Raw genomic sequence first — 19,125 nt, 5'->3', positions numbered from 1 at the left:
ACCATTAAAACCTAGGTAAAACCAATTTTGAGATGTTTTCGTTTAACAGCTACCGTATCTACCGTTCTAATTTCCTTGTTTCCTGGAATGGCTTTGAGCCTCCCTTTACAGGCAGACTCTCCTTATCCAGTCGTGCCCGCTTCAAATATAGATATTCCGGTTTGCTATCTACAAACCGAAGATGGAAGAACGGTGGATCTTGGTAAATTATGCATTCAAGCCCCTGAAAATTCTAATGCTCCTTTAAGTAGTAATTTTGGGGCTGGAAATTGCTACTTTGTTGACTCGGCGGGCAAACCCTGTAGAGCTTCTTCAGCCAGTAATCCTCAGCAGTAACCGTCAAGAACTTGGATTGTTGAATAATACCAATTCACTGCTTTGATGCCACATTTACGAGTCCCCAATCCGGTTAAAAAGGGGGCAATAGATGGATATGTGTCAGACATAAACTAACGACATAGGTTAGCGATACCACATTCTTGTTGAGTCACCTGCCCTAAGCGGAGGTGGGTTGGGGCAAGTCGCATTATCAGTCAGTTGAAAAACCACTTTCCAAGTGAACTGACCCTAACTGAAATAGGTACTACCTGAGCAAGGCTTTGCAAAGTTTTTTTACAAGCGGTGTTCGTTATTGGCTATTGACATCAAGCTTTGGATAGAAATATTTGATGAATGGAATTTATAGATGCCAATCGAAACAGTAGCCGGAACTTCTTTAAAGTATTACCTGCTATCCTTTGATGCCGCAGGCAAAGAACGCGATGAATCTGGCGGGTTGATGAGCCAAAAAATCTTGGAAGCGCTGGCTAGCGAACCAATCACAGATGTATTCATCATGAGCCACGGGTGGTTGGGTGATGTTCCCGCAGCCCGATCTCAGTACAACGACTGGATTGGCGCAATGGCAGGGCAAACGGCTGATATTGAAAAAATCAAACAGGCGCGACCAGAATTTCGTCCCTTACTCATCGGACTGCACTGGCCCAGCAAGCCTTGGGGTGATGAAGAATTGACAAGTTCTTCGGTGTCCTTTGACGTAAACGACGAAGATCCAGTTGATCGGTTAGTCGATGAGTATGCCGATCGCATTGCTAACACTGAGGAAGCGCGGCAAGCCCTACAAACAATTCTCAGGTCGGCGATGGAAGACAGCGCACCCGATACCTTACCGCCAGAGGTACTGAGCGCCTACCAAGTGTTGAACCAAGAGGCTGGTTTGGGTAGCGAAGGTGAGGGTGGGGCACCGGGTTCGGATTGGGAAGGTTTCGATCCAGAAGCCATCTATGAAGCGAGTAAAGATGAACCAGTAAGTTTCAGCATCGACAGTAGTTCGGTCTTGGATAAGGTTTTAAACCCCCTGAGGTTACTGTCTTATTGGAAAATGAAAGATCGCGCTCGCCAAATCGGTGAAAGCGCCGGGTTCAACTTGTTAAAAGCACTTCAAGAGAAGGCTGCTTCAACTGTGAGGTTCCACCTGATGGGTCACAGCTTCGGATGCGTTGTTGTCTCTGCCATCCTGAACGGTTCGCAAGGAAAGGGCACGTTAGTCCGCCCAGTGGATTCTTTGGTGTTGGTACAAGGAGCTGTATCGCTCTGGTCTTACTGTTCAAAGATTTCATACGAACGTAATCATCCTGGTTACTTTCACTCAATCATCGCTCAAGGTAAAGTCGCTGGTCCGATCGTTACGACCCAATCTGAGTTCGACTATGCAGTCGGCAAGATGTACCCCCTGGCTGGAAAGATTGTCTTTAGTAGTGTGGACTTTGCCCCCGGTCAATTGCCTAAATATGGCGGAATTGGCAGCTTTGGTCTAGGCGGAGATGACCTGGGAGCGGAAAACACGGATATGCTCCCCTACGATGCCTCTTATGATTTTAAACCGGGCAAAATCTACAACCTAGAAAGCGGCAAGTTTATTTGTAACGTAGAGCTGGGAGGACCAACCAGTGGTGCCCATTGCGACATTGCCAAGCCGGAGGTCGCTCATGCCGTATGGTCGGCAGCTTATCCCATGTAACCGCTAGGGTTAGACCAAATTTATTTGCCTGCGAGAACGGATAGAAACTCAGAAAGTCCCTGTTTTAAAGGTTTTTGGAGTTTTTATCTGTTTGACTCAAAAATTAAATTGTTATTATTCGCCCAACCAACCAGGAACCAAAGAGATGTCTGAAGACCTGCTATTCTTCAATGGAATTGATGGAGCAAGCGGCGATTATTTGCTACCTCCTTTGAGCGCAGAGCAAGTATCTAAGTTTGCCCAAGGCGAAGAATTCGATCCAGAAAGTTTAGAAGATATCCAGCTCAAAAAGCGACAAAAAGAAGAGCCTGATTTTGCTCCTATAGAGGGAGTAGACCCCAAAAACCTCGCAGAAACAGGTTGGGGAGTAATCTTCGCTTACGATGCCGATCCGGCAATCCGAGAGGCACTTAGCGAACTGTTAGATCATCGCAAAAAGCAAGCAACTCAGCAGCACGAGCATTACTACCAGGAATATAGCGGTGCTAAAGGTTATCGTTACGACAAGGCAAAAAATCAGTACGAGTCAAAAAATAAGTTTCTGTCGCGTCAGGGAGTAGGGCCAGGTCCTGCCGATCCAGATAAAATGCCCTACTACCTGCTGATTGTTGGAGATCCAGTAACAATTCCCTATCGCTTTCAGTCCCAGCTTAGCGTTCAGTACGCAGTAGGTCGCATTTATTTTGATACGCCACAGGAGTACGCGCAGTACGCTCGCAGCGTAGTAGAAGCAGAAACTAGCAATCTATCCCTATCCCCTAGTGCTGCCTTTTTCGGTGTGTGCAACCCAGGAGATGCTGCCACTAATCTCAGCACTCAAGACCTAATTCAGCCGTTATCTGAATGGGTTGTTGAGGAACATTCCAACTGGGATGTGAAAACGATTATAAAAGAAGAAGCAACCAAAGCGCGTCTGGGACAGCTGCTAGGAGGCAGCGAAACGCCTAGTTTGCTGTTCACTGCCAGTCACGGTATGGGTTTTCCCAACGGCGATCCGCGACAGATACCCCACCAAGGCGCATTGCTGTGCCAAGACTGGCCGGGTCGTGAATGGGGACGAAAACCGATTCCGGAAGATTTTTACTTTTCTGGGGATGATATTAGCGAACAAGCACGGCTGTTAGGGATGATTGCTTTTCACTTTGCCTGCTATGGTGCTGGTTGCCCCCAAAAGGATGAATTCGACGGTCACTCTAAATTTCTTTCCGAACGACCAGACATTGCGCCGTACCCGTTTCTTGCCCGCTTGCCGCAGAAACTCCTAAGCCATCCCAAGGGAGGTGCCCTGGCTGTCATCGGTCATGTCGATCGAGCTTGGGGTTGTTCTTTCTCTAGTTCAGATATTCGCGGTTCTAGTGCAGATCGCAGGCAGATAGCAGTTTTTCAAAGTAGCGTGAAGCGCCTGTTGGAAGGTCATCCAGTCGGATCGGCAGTGGAGTATTTTGATGAGCGCTATGCGGAAATCTCCTCCGACCTCAGCTCTGAGCTAGAAGAGATTAAGTTTGGTGCGGTTCCCAATAATCAGAGTTTGGCTGGGATGTGGACGGCTAACAATGACGCCCGCAACTATGCGATTATTGGCGACCCCGCAGTCCGCCTCGTGGTCAGTAGTAGTAAAGATGCGATCGCCGAGCGCCCCACGATTGAAACTGTGCATTTGCCTTCCAACCAGTCCGGACAGGGGTTGGCTCAGGAAACTCCAGAGCAAGTGGCTGATGAAGCTGCCCTTAAGCAAGCTCAGACGCAACTGATTTCATCATTAGAGCAATTTGTCAATACCGTACAAAAAGCTCCGGCTGACAGTGCAGAAAGCTTGCAAACAGCAACGTCAATAGCCACCAATCTATTGAATGTGTTGAAGGGATTGAGTTAATCGCGATCGCAACTATCGCAACTATCGCAACTATGTAAACGGCTGTGTGGGACAACTCCCGCACAGCTTTTAAATTTTTAGGCAGTAGCCAATGTCTCAGTTAGGTTTAGGTGGATTATTAGCAGAGCTAATACCATGACAAACCTGACGTTCTTTAAGCGTAAGTTTGGAATCTTGATTATTGAGATAGTCGTGTACCCAAGCGCAACCCCGCACCATCAGCTCATCTAATCCTTCAATTCGCCACAACTTAACCGTTCCATCTTGACCACTCGTAGCTAGAAGCTTGCCATCGAGACTAAAATCGATACTCTTGACCTCCCCTTTATGACCTTTGAATACGGCTACCTGTGGACCGGATACATCCCATAGACGAGCGGTTGAGTCAGATCCAGCAGTCGCTAGCAGCTTATCATCCTTACTCCAACGGAGTTTCTGTACTGGACCTATATGACCTTTGAATTCCTTTAATTGTTTACCAGACAAATCCCACAAACGAATAGTGCCATCGCCACTACCTGTAGCCAGTTTTTGTCCGTCATTACTCCAAATGACGCTAGTGATAGGTTCTGGATGCGCTTGGAATTTTTCTATCTCCTGACCTGATGAATTCCACAAGCGAACCATGCCATCCACTCCTGCGGTAGCTAGTACCATGCCATCCTTTCCTGCGGTAGCTAAAAGTTTGCCCTTCGGGCTAAAACTGACACTTAGGACGTCACCTATATGACCTTTGAATTTTCGCAGTTCTTTTTTAACAGACAAATCCCACAAACGGGCGGTGTCATCCTTTCCTGAGGTTGCTAAAAACTTACCATCCGGGCTAAAGTTCAAACCTAAGACTTCATCTTCATGGCCTTGGAATTGTCTCCGTTCCTTACCAAATACACTCCACAAGCGGGCGGTCTTATCCTCTCCTGATGTAGCTAAAAGTTTGCCCTTCGGGCTAAAAGTAACCTTCCAAATTACACCTTTATGACCTTTAAATTCCCCTAACTGCTCGCCTGATAAATAATCCCACAGGCGGACAGTGCCATCAGCTCCAGCAGTCGCTAAGATTTCGTCATCCGGGCTAAAACTGACGCTCCAGACTGTGCCTTCGTGCCCTTTGAGATCAGTGGACTGCTGGTGGTCTTGCAAATCCCACAAGCGTACAGTGTTGTCGTATCCAGCCGTAGCTAAAAGCTTTCCATCTGGGCGGAAAACAACACTTCTAACTGAGTTTTTATGCCCTTTAAATTCTTTCAAGAGTTTTCCATTCAAACCCCAGTAGCGAACAACACCGTCCTTGGAACCAGTGGCGAGATGCTTGCCATCGGGACTGAAAATGACGCTAAACACCCAGTCTTCATGTCCTGACAATGCTCTCAACTCTTTTCCTTTCAAATCCTTTCCGTTCAAATCCCACAACTTGGCAGTACCATCCATAGCGGCAGTGGCAAGTTTTTGACCATCAGGACTAAAATTGACACTAAACACCGTATTTTTATGCCCTTTAAATTCCTTTAATAGTGTTCCGTTCAAATCCCACAACTTGGCAGTGCCATCTCCAGAACTAGTAGCGATCTTCTCACCATCAGGACTGAAACTGATACCCCACACTTTACTATTAGTATTATGAGCGGGAAATGTAATCAAAGAATTTCCCTCCAAACTCCATAAGAGAACGATGCCATCCCCAGAACCAGCAGCGATCTTCTTACCATCAGGGCTGAAAGTGATGTTATATACCCCCTTCTTCTGCTTAGGAAATTTCGTCTTAGAAAAGTTCGTCAATAGTTTTCCGTTAAAATCCCACAATTTTATAATCCCATCCTCAGCACCAGTTGCCAGTATCTGACCCTTAGGACTAAACTTGACACTTCTAACTCGCTCTTTACTAACTTCACTTTTAAAGAGTTCATTGCCATGTAAATCTGACAAACGAACTGTGCCATCATCTCCAGTACTCGCCAGCATTTGACCATTTGGGCTAAAACTGACATCTATAACTGAGTCTGTATGTCCTTCTAAGCGATTGCGTTCTCTGACTTCAGAAGTTACTTTTTGCAGGCTGCCTATTACTTTATTCGTTAAGACTTTATTCGTTAAGGTTGTTTGTGACAGCCCCAGTTTCTTAACTCCTTTGGCAGCTTGTAAACTTCCGATCAATGTTTCTAATTGATTTGTTGCTAACTGAGCTTCTGAGGAAGTACTTAACGCCTGAATTCGCTCGATTTCTGTTTGCTGCTTCGCACTTTCTGTTTGCTGCTTCGCATTTTTTGCTTCCTGCGTCGCACTGTCTGCTTGCCGCCACTGATATGCAGCAAAGATAGCAAATCCAGCAAAGACAAAAGCTGAGCTGACAGCGGCGAAAAGCAGGCGATGTCTGCGTTGTTTTTCTTGCCTGCGGATGCGATCGCGCCGCTCCAAACAAGCCAAGACATATTCAGCTTCTTCTTGGTTGAGATGCACAAATTTGGGCTGTTTCAACAGCACTTGTGCATCTTCTAATCTTCCGCCCTGATGGATTAAATAGCTGTCTTGGTCTGGTTGCTTTTGGTGCTGGTGCCAATCTTCTGCCGCCTGACATATCGTTTCTCGGAGTTGCAAATCGCTGCGGTTCTGGCTCAACCACTCCTTCAATGTTGGCCAATAGCGGATTAAAGCTTCATGGGCGACTTCTACTTCTTCCTTCCCGGTAGTTTGGTTCCGACTGGTGACGACTAGCCGTACCCCTTCACCAGCTAGCTGCTGTACCAACTTCTTCGTCTGGGCCAGATTGCTCCCACTCGGCACCAAATCCTCTAGTTCCACTCGCTGGCGGGTGTCCCGTCGCTTCTCTCCCTGGATGGCATTCTTATCCAAGCGAGTTAAGCGCAAGAAAATATTCTGGACTTGCTCTTGTTGCTTAGCTGGGAGGCTATTGTAAAAATCATCAGCAGTTTTAGCGATCGCCTGGTGAACTCTACCGATAGATTGGTACTCCTCATCGCACATCCAGCGCCCCCGCCGCCGCTTCCACAGTTCCTGCAACGCATATTGCAGCAGTGGCATTGCCCCAGGCTCTCCTTGCACATCATTGAGAATCGAGTGGCTCAAGCCAGTTTCAAAGCGCAACCCTCCCCTATCTGCCTGCATCTTCATCGCTGTAATTAGTTCGGCAGGTTCCATCGGTCCAACCAATTTTTGTCGGGTTTCAATCCGCTTTCTCAGTTCGGGGTAGAAGGTACACTCTCCTAAAAAGTCCGCCCGCATCGTAATCACAACTTTCCGCCGGGAGGCAAGGTGTAACAACTTGTCGATAAATTCTTGGCGATTGGCTTTATCCTCGCAGAGGGTGAACAGTTCCTCAAATTGGTCTACCACCAGTACCGAATGCTGTTGGGATACCTTTAACAGTATTTCTAATTGTTTGAGCGGCTCGTTGCTTGGTGTGATGCGAACCGACTGTAGGCTTGGCTCCTGTTTAAGCTTAGGAATCAGTCCAGCTAGTACCACTGATGACTTGCCGCTGCCCGAAGCACCGATAACCGCTAAGAAATTATCCTTCGCCAGTTCCTTTTGTAAGTCTCTAATCAGCTCATCGCGCCCAAAAAAGAACTTATGGTATTGTTCCTCAGCAAAGGAAGATAGACCCGGAAAAGGACACTCAGCCTTGTATTCTGGTGGTTCTTTGCCTAAAGCTGCCAGAGCATCAAAGCTAATTTCCAGGACTTGATCGCACAGGTTATCGATCTCTACTATTGCCTGCTGGCGCTGTTCACTCGCTATGCGTGACTCGGCTCCTTTGGTACCGTTGAGCGTCTCTACCTGCCTTTTAAAGCTCTCCTTGAGTACGGAGGCATGAGGGGCGCGTTCTTGAAGGAGTTGGCTCAGCTTGCCAATACCATAGTCGATTTCCTCGTCAGTTAAATCCCGATCGTCAAGGCGATCGCTAAATAAGGGACGCCCACCCAAGCGGCTAAACAGAGCTGGGACAGCAATATCGTGGCGTTTTCCCAGTCCGGCTGTTGCCTCTTGTAGCGCCGTATCTACCTCTCCGGACTCTCTAAGTCGTCGATAAAAGCTCTGTCCTAGAGCCAAGCCTGTCTCTACGCTCACCTTGCGAGTCATCGCTACTACAGCAGGCATCCCCAAATTTCTGACCAATCGCTGACCTAATCCCCCTAATCCTGCTTCTGCTCTGGGGTCGGCACTTTCGCAAGTGCAGAGAAAGGCAAAGTGAGGTAAGCTCCTCTGATGATTACCGATATTCTTCAACTCTGAGAGTAATTCTTCCCCAGTCACTGGCTGAACTTGGTTATCGGCTTTTGCCCAGTACAGAACAGTTTCTCCGTTATCCATCAGCTTGCCGTGGGCGACAAAGTGCAGCAAGGTGTATGGCTTCTTAGAGTTAGTCAGTTGCTTAGACAGTTCTTGTAGCGTTGGGGGTCCGATAGCACCTGCAACATCATTTGCCAAAATTTCGTAAGGAATATCACCAAGCGCTTCCTTGACTCCAGATAAGACAGCTTCAACGTCAAAAGGTGCTAATTGAAACTTACCGATATTAGAGGGACTCGCTACCAGCACCAGTGCCCGCAAGTCCCGCCGCCCAATCGGGGGAAAGCGGCGATCGATAACAGTGGGAATGTACAGGGAAAAGGGAACGCGCTGGTCGCGGGCTAAAAGATCCCAATCCTCGTCGGCATCAATCGGAGCACACAGCCTTTCCCAATGCAAGGTCTTCACTTCGTCGTTGTCAGCCGCTTCAATCGATAGCAAAATTCGCAGGCGACAGTCCTGACTGCTCTTGGATAGGGCACGAACAAAGGTGTCATAGACAGCCCCTCGAAACAGGGCTTTGCCTAGTAGGGTGCCGTATTCCCTCTCGTTTTCTTGCTGTTGAGTGAGTTCGTTAAAGTCATCCTGACTTAGCTCAAGAGTCTCTTTTGAATGGATGGTTAGTCCATCCGGTTGCTTACACCTGACAACAATAGGCCAGCTACTATCGCCGGATTTGCTCTGGATGGTAATCTCGAACTCAAAGACATTCATGCATTTTTTCCTTTGATTATTTCTCGCTCTCCAGATGCCGGATAACGAATTATTTGTCGTTATTAGGAGACGTTATTACGAGGCTATAAGTACAGTGAGTAGTTCTTTTGGTGCACTCTAGGTAGAAGAAAAATAATATAGCCGTTCTCACGTATATACGGTAAAGTTTTGCTCTTTCTTTAAAATCAGAGAGAGGCTTTGAAATTAGCCCGTTTCTCGATTCCAGGAACTCTATTGGAAGTTAGGGCTTGAGTGTGCTTCACTCAAGCGAGAAGCACTATAAGGTTTTTTTGTCCCTTGCAGCAGAGCAAATTTTGAACCCCTTACAAGGAGATACTTTTACTGTTCGATAGCTTAACCCATGTTTTTATCAGCTTTTAATCAATTAAATAATTGTTAATAATAAAACTTATTGTTTGCCTATGATTTCTATTTTTATAGATTAATTACCAAAAATAAAGGGTTGAACACTTAAGCGATTGGTAAACATCAAACCAAGAAAGGTTTCTTTAAAATTTAAATAAGTCAAAGACAATGTTTGTTATGCAGTTATAATCCGAGTAATAGCTATATAGATAAAAGCCTCCGATGTTTCGAGTATTCTTTGATAATCGCCAGATAAACACACGTTAGATTGCGCTTAATATGCGCTAGTCATTCGCGTGCGCGTGGTGTTAATGTTTGCAATTTCAGCTTCCGCTTTGTGAGCTTTTTTCCAACTAACCCTACCTTTCAAAACATCCTCTAAAAGAAGAGGAAAGGTTAGTTGTTCTTCCTTCACTTATAGGGAACCACACATCTTGCATCAGTCGCAATACCTCCAGAGATAAAAATCTCTGGCTAATAGCCAAATTCCTTTTGCATAGGAGTCTCATACTGACTAGATAAAGATTTCAGTCCATTAAAAAAAACTTTGGATATAAGCTGTAGAAATTTATTTCTTGGCGGGTTTTGGGAGTAACTCTAATATGGGGTTAGATTTGTCCGCTCGGAGAAAGTATTGAGCCATGATCGACTTTACAGTTTGGGATGAGCTACTGCGCCGATACGTGGATCTAGAAGGTCGCGTCGATTATCATGCTTGGTCTTCAGAGCGATCGCAAGCGCTTTCACAATGGCTGAATTCCTTGCAGGAAGTAGATTTGGGGGATTATCCCAACCTAGATGAACGGTTAGCGCTGTGGCTGAATTTATATAATGCGATCGCGATCAATCAAGTTCTAGAACGCTATCCCATCCCCTCCATCCGACCGAAGATTTTAGGAATTCCCAACTGGATTGCCTTCCTGTTGTTCTTTATCCGTCCCGTCTATTCCTTTGCAGGTAAGCGCTACAGCCTCAATCAAATCGAACATGACATTCTCCGGCGCGAATTTGACGAACCCCTCATCCACTTCGCCCTTGTTTGTGCATCCATCGGTTGTCCGTTGTTGCGAAACGGTGCATACTTTCCGGAATCGGTGCGGACTCAGTTAGAGGATGACGCCAGCCGTTTTATCAATAATCCCGATAAAGTTCGCTACGATTTCCAAACGGGAACGCTTTACTGTAGCAAAATTTTCAAGTGGTACAAGAGCGATTTACTGAAAGTCGCACCTTCAATTCCTGAATACATCCGCTTGTATTTAAAAACCGACGTGCCTCTTGACGCTTCAACGCCGATTTCCTATCTCTATTACGACTGGAATCTGAATGAAAAAAAGAGTTATTAGTTGTTAGTTGAGCGACAGCAGATGCACTTTGATATCAAATTCAGTAATTACCCACTCCCCGGAATCCCACCCCGCCAACGCCTGCGGCTCTGGCTCCCCTCCCCGCAAGCGGGGAGGGGTTGGGGGGTGGGGTTCTTTTATTATGGGAAATTAAACAGATTCTATAACTAATAACGAATTAGCGAATTTCCTCATAAAACTTTTTCAGGTAAGTTGCTTCAACGCCGATACCCCAAAGAAAGCCGATGTAGAGATATATCGCGGTAGCCTTCAGCGAACCCCATTTTGCCACACGGCGATCGCTACTTTGCACAACTCGATTCACTTGACGAATCCGACCTCGTTGCACCAACTTCAGGCACAAATCCGCTTCCTCCATAATTGGCAATGCCGGATCAAATCCGCCACATTTCCAGAAATCGGCGCGACGACAAAACATCACCTGATCGCCAAATAACAATCGCAACCCCTGAAAAAACAAACGAGGTCGGAAAAGCAGCGGCGCGTAGTAAGTTTTGAGGTAATTATGCAGCGAAACTCCCCAGCGCGTCGTCTGGGAACCTGTCATCAAAGAAATAAACCCGCCGCCAGCAACAGATGGATCGGCTAAAGTTTGCTCAACCACTGCCACAAAATCATCTGGAACCGAAGTATCTGCGTGTAAGAAGCACAGGATATCTCCCGTCGCCGCCTCTGCGCCTCGGTTCATCTGCACTGAACGTCCGCGAACATCACAACAGAGGACACGCGCTTGAGATGACGGGGCGATCGCTTGTAAGATCCGCTGGGCGATCGCAACTGTCTCATCGTCACTTCCCCCATCTACCACCAGCACTTCCCAAGCTGGAGGATCTAGCAAATTCAACTGGCGCAGCGTGCGTTCCAAGCACGTCGCCTCATTCAGCGTGGGAATAATAATCGAAACGCGAGACATCTCCGGTTTAGCATCCTCATTCAATAAAAAACCGGCGTTACCACCGGCTAAAATCAAGCATCACCAGCACTGCTTGCACATTATGCGATTGCTGGAGTCATTTGCTTTTGTTGCTTTTGTTGCTGAGCCAATTCTACGAGACGACGAATCCGATCCTCAGTCGGGGGATGGGTACGGAAAAGAGATTGCAACCCTTTTGTCGAGATAGGATTGACAATCAGTAGCGGCGACATCGTGGGATTGCCGTTCATCGGAATCTGATGACCCATTGCCTCAAGCTTCTCCAACGCACTGGCAAGCGCCAAAGGATTCCCCGTGATTTCAGCCGAACCCAAGTCAGCAGAATACTCCCTGGTGCGGGAAATCGCAAACTGGATTAGCGCCGCAGTAATAGGAGCCAAAACGATTAGAAACAAGGCACCCAAAGCGTTTCCACCTCGGCGGTCATCGCGGGTGACAGGGCCGTAGAGCGCTCCCAAAGTGAGAATCCGTCCGACAAAAGTAATCGCTCCAGCGATGGTGCCTACAACTGCCTGAGTTAAAGTGTCGCGGTTTTTGACGTGGGTAAGTTCGTGAGCCAAAACACCTTCAAGTTCTTCGCGGGAGAGTAATTCTATAATCCCTTGAGTCACTGCCACAGAAGCATGATCCGGATCTCGTCCGGTTGCAAAAGCATTGGGGGATTTGGTTGGCACTGAAAACAGTTTCGGCATGGGAATCCCCGCCCTTTGGCTCAAAGAAGCTACCATATCGTAGAGTTCTGGAGCCTCCTGACGCTCTAGCGGTTGGGCGCGATACGCCATCAAGGCGGCTTGGTCAGAATAGTACCAGGAGCTAAAACTACTGAATGCAGCAAAAGCCAGACCTAGGTATAGCCCCTGCTCGTTGCCTACCAGATAATAGCCACCCAGAACCAGAAGACCGCTGAGGAGTCCCAGCAACGCTGCTGTCTTAATTTGGTTTCCAAACATGATGATTAGAAAGCAGTTGTTGAAGATTTTCTTTATTTGTTCTTAAGTTCTCAGATTCTGGAGTGTCTAGGCTCTATCTCATGTATGAGACTTGCCTCTTCCGGCTGGTAGGGAAATGTGTAAAGGGCTTTAGGAGACGCTTATAGTTATCTGCTAGTGCATTGATGGCGATCGCTTCCAACCCTGGTTTTCTTCATCTCTTTTCAGGTGAAAGCGATCGCTCTTACCAGAGCCTTTTTATACCCCGAATCATTGCTTGCAATGGAACTTCCCATAAGTGTTCCAAACCCCAGATATATTGTAGATATCTAGGAAAACCTAAAAAGTTTAATTTAAAATTATCTGTATTTACTGCTCTTGAATATTGTAGATATCTGCTTATCAAACGCTCGTGGACTGATTTTTCTGGTCTACTCGTGAGCTGATATTCGCTGCGCTCAAATTTAGAAATTGGTATATTTTGTACTTCTTGTAAAATCGACAGAGGGATTGGCGTATTTAGGATTTCATGTAATTTCGTCAATACATTTTGTAGGGGCAAAATTAAGCGGTAGTTTTGGGCTAAAGCTACCAGTCGGTTCCAATCAATTTCTGATTGGTATGAGTTAAGAAGTATTGCGGCATCAGCTAGCCGACTAATTGGAAAAACAAAATTACTCATTCCTCCATATACACAAACGTACAATAGCTGCTCGGTAGGATTTAAAACATAAGTTGGTAAGTCATCCAGGTTGGTTAATATCGCACTATCCCAGAAATATTTTTCAGCATCTTTTTGAAAACCATCTGCGAACAGATGCCAGCGAAGATTAAACTGTTGTTTTAATTCATTCTCAAATCCTAGATTATGAGAGAAAGGCGTAATTTTAACTGGTATTTTTTCTTTAGCTCTCCAGCCAATTTTTTGTAACAAACTTATGGCTGCTAAAGCATCTGTTGGATGAACTAAAAGATCAAAATTATGTATCATTCGGGAGCCATAATCTTTGTAATAATGTATATTCAAAGCTGCATCCTTGAGCAGCATTGTTGTGATACCATCATTCTGAAAACAACTGATAATAGCTGCGATTTGTTGCAACAAAACTTGGGTTTCACACCATGTGCGTCGGTAAACTCCCTTCAGTCTTGCCATATGCAGATCCGTCACGCCATGTGCGGATAAGTTGCGATAAAGTAAAGGCAGCAATCGATAGGATTCTACATCGAGATTCTCAATATCGGCAGATGCTTTCCATTGATTCCAAGAATCAATTGCCTCTTCTCCCTGCAACAGTGCTGCCCGCAAAAGCAATTTTTGCTCGGAATTAAGCCAGTCACAGCTATCCTTATTATATAGATTCATTTTACGCATCTTTTGTAATTGAAAATTTTAAACGATGGTAATCAATTAAGGCACTTTGATGCCTGGAACATTTACTCGAATTTTGTAAACAGAAGTGCCAGCAGTAATATAAAGACTTTGCAAATCATCATCTCCCCAAGCACAATTCGCTGGCACCTCCGGAGTCACAATTGTTCCCAAATGATTCCCTTCTGGATCAAAAACCCACACGCCTCCTGCACCTGTGCAGTAGATATGTCCTTGCACGTCTACTTTCATCCCATCAGGTAAACCCGGTCTTTTCCCATTAATATTGTAAAAGATGCAGCTATTAGCAAGTTTACCGTCAGCTTGAACATCGAACACGCGAATATGACGGCGTTCAGAATCGTCGATATAAAGCTTTTTTTCATCCGGTGAAAATGCTAGCCCATTGGGTTTATCAAAATCGTCGGCTACGACAATAATTTCTTTGCCATCAGGAGAGAGGCGGTAAACCCCCTGGATTGGTTGTTCCTGCTGTTCGGGTTTGATGCCATAAGGCGGATCTGTGAAGTAGATAGCACCGTCACTTTTCACGACAATATCGTTGGGACTATTCAGTTTCTGACCTTGAAATTTTTCAGCTAAGACAGTAATCAAACCATCTTTTTCCATGCGGGTGACACGGCGCGTTCCGTGTTCACAAGCAATGAGTCGTCCTTGCTTATCTCTAGTCAAACCATTGGAATTATGGCTAGGCTCTCTAAAGACTGTTACGTCACTACTGGGAGTCAGTTTAAAGATTTTGTTAGCTGGAATATCACTAAAGAGGAGATACTTTTCTTCAGCAAACCAAATGGGTCCTTCAGTAAATTTAAATCCGGTTGCCACCCGTTCGAGCTTTACTTTTTTAGGGAAAATAGTTTTAAAACATTGAGATTTTGCATTTAGACAACCAGAAGCTAATAGAGTTTTTATCCATTTCTCTAGCAAAAACATTTTTCTTTTATTTTGACTGAATACACTTATGAAAAAGCCAAATCCAAGTAAGAAAATAAAAAATAATATGGTTCTTCTACTGAGATGGATGTTGGCTAACACGATAATTATATAATGATAGTCCTGCATCAATCTTTAACACTGTTCCCGTAGTAAATTTAGAAAAATAGTCTGAGGCTAAATAAACAGCCGCTCGACCAATATAACGAGGACTTATTGAACTTTGATGCAGCGGCGTATATTTATGAGGGAGGGGAATTCCCTGGTCATCTTCCGCTACCCAACCGGGAGCTATTCCGTTCACTCTGATCCCATAGGCTGCTAAGTCGATAGCCAATTCTTCTATAATCATTTTTAAGGCAGCTTTTGAAGAACTATAACTAAGCCAACGTACAAGTGTCTCTTGGTGTAAAGAAGTAATAAATATAATAGTTCCCTGAATTTGCTTATCTATCATCATGATTGAGATCAGCTTCGTTAGATACATGGGACCGAAAACATTTGTATTAAAAGTTTTATGCCATTCATCTAAATTTAGATTTTTTATGCCTATTGTTTCAAATTGAATACCTGCATTGTTAATCAGTATATCAATAGTAATATTGCTCTGCACAAAAAAAGTTTTTAAAGCATCTACATCTTCATTGTTTGTAATATTTGAAAGAAAACTTTTAACTTGAACTGAATAGCTAGTTAATTCTTGTTCTAATTTTTCACATCTTTCCCGATCAATTTCAGTGAAAAAAACATTTGCACCTTGTTTAGCCATCTCTAGGGCAATGCTTCTGCCAATATTTTTACCAGCCCCAGTTATCAAAACATTTTTCCCTGCTAACAGTTGATTATCTATTACCCTAGAAGGCTCTACTTCTTGAAGCTGAATAATTGGCTTTGGAGGGATAGATAGAGATGGATTAATGAAGGATTTTAAGGCGGCTTTTAAACGAATTTTAAAATTGATTTTCATGGCAATAACTATGAGTTGTTTACCCGATCACCTGCGGCGCGTCGTCGGTCAAGAGAAGCTTTAAGAATTTTAATATATTCAGTTTGGAATTGGCGCTCTGTAATTCCCTTATTTTTTTTATGAATACGTCGCTTTGCAACCAAATATGGTAAAACCTTCATCCGAAGTTTTAACTCAACAGCACGCACATACCAACTGGCAAATTCTGCTATAGTCCAGTTAGGTTCAAAAGAGCCTACACGGAAAAAAGCATCTCGTTTTATCAGTAAGGCTGAGGGGATATGTCCCGGTACTAACTCAGTAGGACAGTGGATTTTTGCCCTCATACTCTCCTCTAAGTCTGGGCTATAAAACTGTTCGACTAATCCGAATACTAGATCTAGTTCAGGTTCGCTTTCAAAAGCTGTCATTTGACTTGCCAGTTTATCTTCTACCCACAAATCATCAGCATCGAGAAAAGCAAAGAAGTTACCTTGTGATAATTCTATGCCGTGATTGCGGGCAGCAGCACTACCACTGTTAGTTTGAAAATAGTATCGCACTAATGAGCCAAAGCGTTTTGCGACTTCTGCACTACCATCGGTTGAACCATCGTCTACGACAATAATTTCTATGGATTGATAGGTTTGAGCTAGTACGCTTTCAATCGCTTCAGCTAAATAGCGCTCGCAGTTATATACTGGGATGATGACACTGATTAGTAGATGATTTTCCATTCCGATACCTCCTTCTACTTGATTTTTTAAAATTTGCTGTCTAATTAGCTCTTCATCAAAAAAATTTGGGCGTATTCGGAGGCGCGCCCAGATATTCGTTTATCTTAGGCATTCCTGGTAGCGAACTATTAGCAAAGTGCCCTTTTTGCCTGCACCGATCGAGATGTTTCTTGTAAATTTTAATAAACCCCAATTCAATTAAATTTTTTCCCACAGTCATATTGTCTTGGTGTCTTCGATAAAAAAGCGTCACCTGTTCCAGCACCACCTTTGACACCCTATTTTCCCAGGCTCTTACAAACCAATCAACATCTTCAGCAAAACTTAAACTTTCATCAAATAAGCCAATTTTATCAAAAACGGATTTTCGATAAAGGGCACTTCCCAAGTTGATGTAATTATAAGGCTGATAATGTTTTTCAAAGATTGCACCTTCTGGTGTCAACTGAGAAATTTTCAGGTTTTGGATTAATCCTTGAACAATCTCTACTGATGGGTTATATACTAAGTAATCTGTTTGCAATTTTAGGTTATTTTCAGACCACAAGTCGTCGACATCTAGAAAAGCGATCGCATCCCCTTTTGCCATCCTTAAACCACGGTTACGAGCTGCTGATGGCCCGCTATTAGGCTGATAAACATAGTGAATACTATCTTTATAGCGAGCAGCAACTTCCGCCGTTTTATCTGTTGAGCCATCGTCAACAACAATGATTTCTAGAGGCTGATAGTTTTGATTGAGGATATTTTGAATAGCTTCTGCTAGAAACTGTTCTCCGTTATAGACAGGGACGATCGCACTAACGAAGAATTCCTTATTATTCATGGGCTATTGCTTTGAAAGTAAGCTTAAAATGACTTCAGGAATTTGCTTCAGGTCAGTGCCGAGTTCTAGATAATAACAAGGTAGCTGGCTAACAGTTTTTGTCATCAGCTCACAAGCTTCCTTACCTGCACCGGGCAATTGCAGGATTGTACTAGGAACAAGTGCTGCCAATCCTGCCGCTGATGAGGTAGCTTTCAACGTGGTATTGCTTCCCCCAGTAATGCGGGGGATTAAGATAGCTTGAAGCGGAAAACTGGGCAAGATTTTTTCGGGAAAATGGTCGTTGATGAAATAAAGCGCTTTTTCCGAATCTAAGCGATCGCTATTGCTAATTGCCTTAGCGAGAAACGGCAATCTTTGAACATCATCGGCATTTTTTTTGCCAGTGCTGTAAATGCTAAAAACAGTTGGAGTGGGGTCGGAAGTAATCAAACTATAGTCGTCGCTGGCATAGAAAAGCTCAGAGTTAAGGCAGGTTAAAGCTGTAGTTGATTTACCAGACCCCCCTTTTCCGACTAGCAACACGCCGCCACTGGGCATTCCAACTGCACCCGCATGAACCAGTTGCAGTCCCCGCTTACTCATCCAGACGTTAAAAATTGTCCGTAGCGGAGAACCTGCTTCCCAGTAAGGAAGTTGTTCGGTTGTCTCAACCCAATATATTCCCAGGTTGCGATCGCTATCTAAAATACTTAACGCAAACGCTCCCCATTGGAAACTGGTATGAATGCGCTCATTAGTAAACCCGATAATTTCCCCACGCTTTGGATGATGATGATTTATTTGCCAAGGTGGAGGTGGCATTACGGTGTTTGTCGAGGCGCTATCCCACAAACAAACTGTCAGCGCTGGATCTGAAACGGGTTCTGTAGCTAAATGTCCTAAAGCAGGTGTCATGTAGGAAATTAAAGCTGAACCAGCAAAACGCAACCGAATTTTAAACCCGCCTAAGCAATAAAAACGGTCAATAGAACCAGATGCAGCTTCAGCTTTTTCGTATAATTCATAAACCGTATTAAAAAAGGCTAAAGGGTCTTTCGCTTCTGTTTTAGTGGCAATCTCAGATGCCAACTCGTTAGTCATCATGTTGAAAAAACTTAAGGAATTAGCTGAAACCTAGGGGCAAATCCTGACGACTGCCCCTTCCCAATACACCTTGAAGCTGCTGATAATGATGCCAAATGCTGATTCAATCAGGCTTCAACTTTAACATTAGGCCAGCCCACCACCTCATTCACTTCGTGAATGGGGTCTAAAGCTAGCAATTCTTCCATATCTGTATATTTTTCTAAAGTTGGGGGTGAAAAACTCAGCTTTTCAGGATTGTCGTTTGTGGTGCTTGGTGCGCTGTCTATATTTAAATTTTTAGGATCTTCGGTGCCATCAAGAGTAATGAGTTCTTCTTGCTGCAATCTGGCAATAAAATCATTGACAGTATTTTCAATATTTTGGCGATCGCCATCGTAGCACTGGATTATTTTTTGGATAATATTGCTTTTGGAAGTACCTTTAATAATTTCTTCCCAAATATCAGCCCCAACTTTTACTAAGCTATAATAATCTCCCTTATCCAAGTTGACGATTACAACTTCACCATCAATCGTTTCGTGGACAACTTTAGGAGCATTCGCCTTAAATATCTCTGAATGATTCATGATTTTTTTGCTATACTATCAAGCTTTGTTTCGCTTTTCTTAACCCTAAGCTAACCTTGAGATATTCTAATGTCAAGGTATAACCAATTAGGTTTATTACTAAATTTATAGACTTTATAATGATTCC

General features: G+C 44.4%; 14 protein-coding genes. 4 read left to right on the top strand and 10 right to left on the bottom strand.

Features of this window, described 5'->3' with window-relative positions:
* Positions 1-87 precede the first annotated feature (87 nt).
* The 3 genes from NC997_RS22980 (at position 88) to NC997_RS22970 (ending at position 3,893) form a co-directional block, all read left to right on the top strand.
* Complete coding sequence (locus NC997_RS22980; RefSeq protein WP_348257827.1) at positions 88-336, top strand: hypothetical protein; 249 nt, start codon at positions 88-90, stop codon at positions 334-336.
* 349 nt (positions 337-685) lie between these two features.
* The gene (locus NC997_RS22975) at positions 686-2,020 is read left to right on the top strand and encodes a hypothetical protein (protein ID WP_190523856.1); all 1,335 of its coding nucleotides are present in this window, start codon (positions 686-688) and stop codon (positions 2,018-2,020) included.
* A 145-nt stretch (positions 2,021-2,165) separates the two neighbouring features.
* Positions 2,166-3,893, top strand: a complete 1,728-nt coding sequence (locus tag NC997_RS22970; protein ID WP_190523854.1) for a hypothetical protein — start codon at positions 2,166-2,168, stop codon at positions 3,891-3,893.
* A 96-nt stretch (positions 3,894-3,989) separates the two neighbouring features.
* On the opposite strand, the gene NC997_RS22965 is transcribed toward NC997_RS22970, so the two are convergent.
* Positions 3,990-8,912 (bottom strand): CHAT domain-containing protein, encoded by a 4,923-nt coding sequence (locus NC997_RS22965; protein WP_190523852.1) that lies wholly within the window; start codon positions 8,910-8,912, stop codon positions 3,990-3,992.
* 1,007 nt (positions 8,913-9,919) lie between these two features.
* Between NC997_RS22965 and NC997_RS22960 the strand changes: the two genes are divergently transcribed.
* Entirely contained in the window at positions 9,920-10,624 is a 705-nt protein-coding gene (locus NC997_RS22960; RefSeq protein ID WP_190523849.1) for a DUF547 domain-containing protein, read from the top strand.
* 178 nt (positions 10,625-10,802) lie between these two features.
* Here NC997_RS22960 and NC997_RS22955 read toward each other — a convergent pair whose 3' ends face one another.
* From NC997_RS22955 to NC997_RS22915, 9 genes are all read right to left on the bottom strand, one after another.
* Positions 10,803-11,558, bottom strand: a complete 756-nt coding sequence (locus NC997_RS22955; protein WP_190411518.1) for a TIGR04283 family arsenosugar biosynthesis glycosyltransferase — start codon at positions 11,556-11,558, stop codon at positions 10,803-10,805.
* 80 nt (positions 11,559-11,638) lie between these two features.
* Positions 11,639-12,529: a M48 family metalloprotease gene (locus tag NC997_RS22950; protein WP_190523845.1), complete on the bottom strand. Its 891-nt coding sequence runs from the start codon at positions 12,527-12,529 to the stop codon at positions 11,639-11,641.
* A 223-nt stretch (positions 12,530-12,752) separates the two neighbouring features.
* Positions 12,753-13,874, bottom strand: coding sequence for a nucleotidyltransferase family protein (locus tag NC997_RS22945; protein WP_190523842.1), 1,122 nt, complete (start codon positions 13,872-13,874; stop codon positions 12,753-12,755).
* Between the two features lie 45 nt (positions 13,875-13,919).
* On the bottom strand, positions 13,920-14,834 hold the full coding sequence (locus tag NC997_RS22940) for an SMP-30/gluconolactonase/LRE family protein (RefSeq protein WP_190523910.1): 915 nt from the start codon (positions 14,832-14,834) through the stop codon (positions 13,920-13,922).
* 76 nt (positions 14,835-14,910) lie between these two features.
* Complete coding sequence (locus NC997_RS22935; RefSeq protein ID WP_190523838.1) at positions 14,911-15,801, bottom strand: SDR family oxidoreductase; 891 nt, start codon at positions 15,799-15,801, stop codon at positions 14,911-14,913.
* Positions 15,802-15,809: 8 nt separating this feature from the next.
* Positions 15,810-16,517 (bottom strand): glycosyltransferase family A protein, encoded by a 708-nt coding sequence (locus NC997_RS22930; RefSeq protein ID WP_190523835.1) that lies wholly within the window; start codon positions 16,515-16,517, stop codon positions 15,810-15,812.
* A gap of 55 nt (positions 16,518-16,572) precedes the next feature.
* Positions 16,573-17,343 carry a glycosyltransferase gene (locus NC997_RS22925; protein WP_190523832.1) on the bottom strand — a complete coding sequence of 257 codons (771 nt, stop codon included), beginning with the start codon at positions 17,341-17,343 and terminating at the stop codon, positions 16,573-16,575.
* Positions 17,344-17,346: 3 nt separating this feature from the next.
* Entirely contained in the window at positions 17,347-18,429 is a 1,083-nt protein-coding gene (locus tag NC997_RS22920) for a serine kinase (RefSeq protein WP_190523829.1), read from the bottom strand.
* A 107-nt stretch (positions 18,430-18,536) separates the two neighbouring features.
* A complete protein-coding gene (locus NC997_RS22915) occupies positions 18,537-18,998 on the bottom strand; it encodes a PqqD family protein (RefSeq protein ID WP_190411527.1) in 462 nt (153 codons plus the stop codon).
* Between the last annotated feature and the right edge of the window lie 127 nt (positions 18,999-19,125).

The organism is Trichocoleus sp. DQ-A2 (assembly GCF_039961915.1).
In the GTDB taxonomy this organism is placed as follows: Bacteria; Cyanobacteriota; Cyanobacteriia; order Cyanobacteriales; family FACHB-T130; genus FACHB-T130.
Note: the sequence above shows the minus strand (reverse complement) of the source record. Positions and strands in the feature narration are given on the sequence as shown.

Coding starts and splice junctions, on each gene's coding strand:
- NC997_RS22975 (WP_190523856.1), top strand. CDS start 686: ATGCCAATCGAAACAGTAGCCGGAACTTCTTTAAAGTATTACCTGCTA.
- NC997_RS22935 (WP_190523838.1), bottom strand. CDS start 15,801: ATGAAAATCAATTTTAAAATTCGTTTAAAAGCCGCCTTAAAATCCTTC.
- NC997_RS22960 (WP_190523849.1), top strand. CDS start 9,920: ATGATCGACTTTACAGTTTGGGATGAGCTACTGCGCCGATACGTGGAT.
- NC997_RS22945 (WP_190523842.1), bottom strand. CDS start 13,874: ATGAATCTATATAATAAGGATAGCTGTGACTGGCTTAATTCCGAGCAA.
- NC997_RS22980 (WP_348257827.1), top strand. CDS start 88: ATGGCTTTGAGCCTCCCTTTACAGGCAGACTCTCCTTATCCAGTCGTG.
- NC997_RS22940 (WP_190523910.1), bottom strand. CDS start 14,834: ATGTTTTTGCTAGAGAAATGGATAAAAACTCTATTAGCTTCTGGTTGT.
- NC997_RS22965 (WP_190523852.1), bottom strand. CDS start 8,912: ATGAATGTCTTTGAGTTCGAGATTACCATCCAGAGCAAATCCGGCGAT.
- NC997_RS22955 (WP_190411518.1), bottom strand. CDS start 11,558: ATGTCTCGCGTTTCGATTATTATTCCCACGCTGAATGAGGCGACGTGC.
- NC997_RS22950 (WP_190523845.1), bottom strand. CDS start 12,529: ATGTTTGGAAACCAAATTAAGACAGCAGCGTTGCTGGGACTCCTCAGC.
- NC997_RS22925 (WP_190523832.1), bottom strand. CDS start 17,343: ATGAATAATAAGGAATTCTTCGTTAGTGCGATCGTCCCTGTCTATAAC.
- NC997_RS22920 (WP_190523829.1), bottom strand. CDS start 18,429: ATGATGACTAACGAGTTGGCATCTGAGATTGCCACTAAAACAGAAGCG.
- NC997_RS22915 (WP_190411527.1), bottom strand. CDS start 18,998: ATGAATCATTCAGAGATATTTAAGGCGAATGCTCCTAAAGTTGTCCAC.
- NC997_RS22930 (WP_190523835.1), bottom strand. CDS start 16,517: ATGGAAAATCATCTACTAATCAGTGTCATCATCCCAGTATATAACTGC.
- NC997_RS22970 (WP_190523854.1), top strand. CDS start 2,166: ATGTCTGAAGACCTGCTATTCTTCAATGGAATTGATGGAGCAAGCGGC.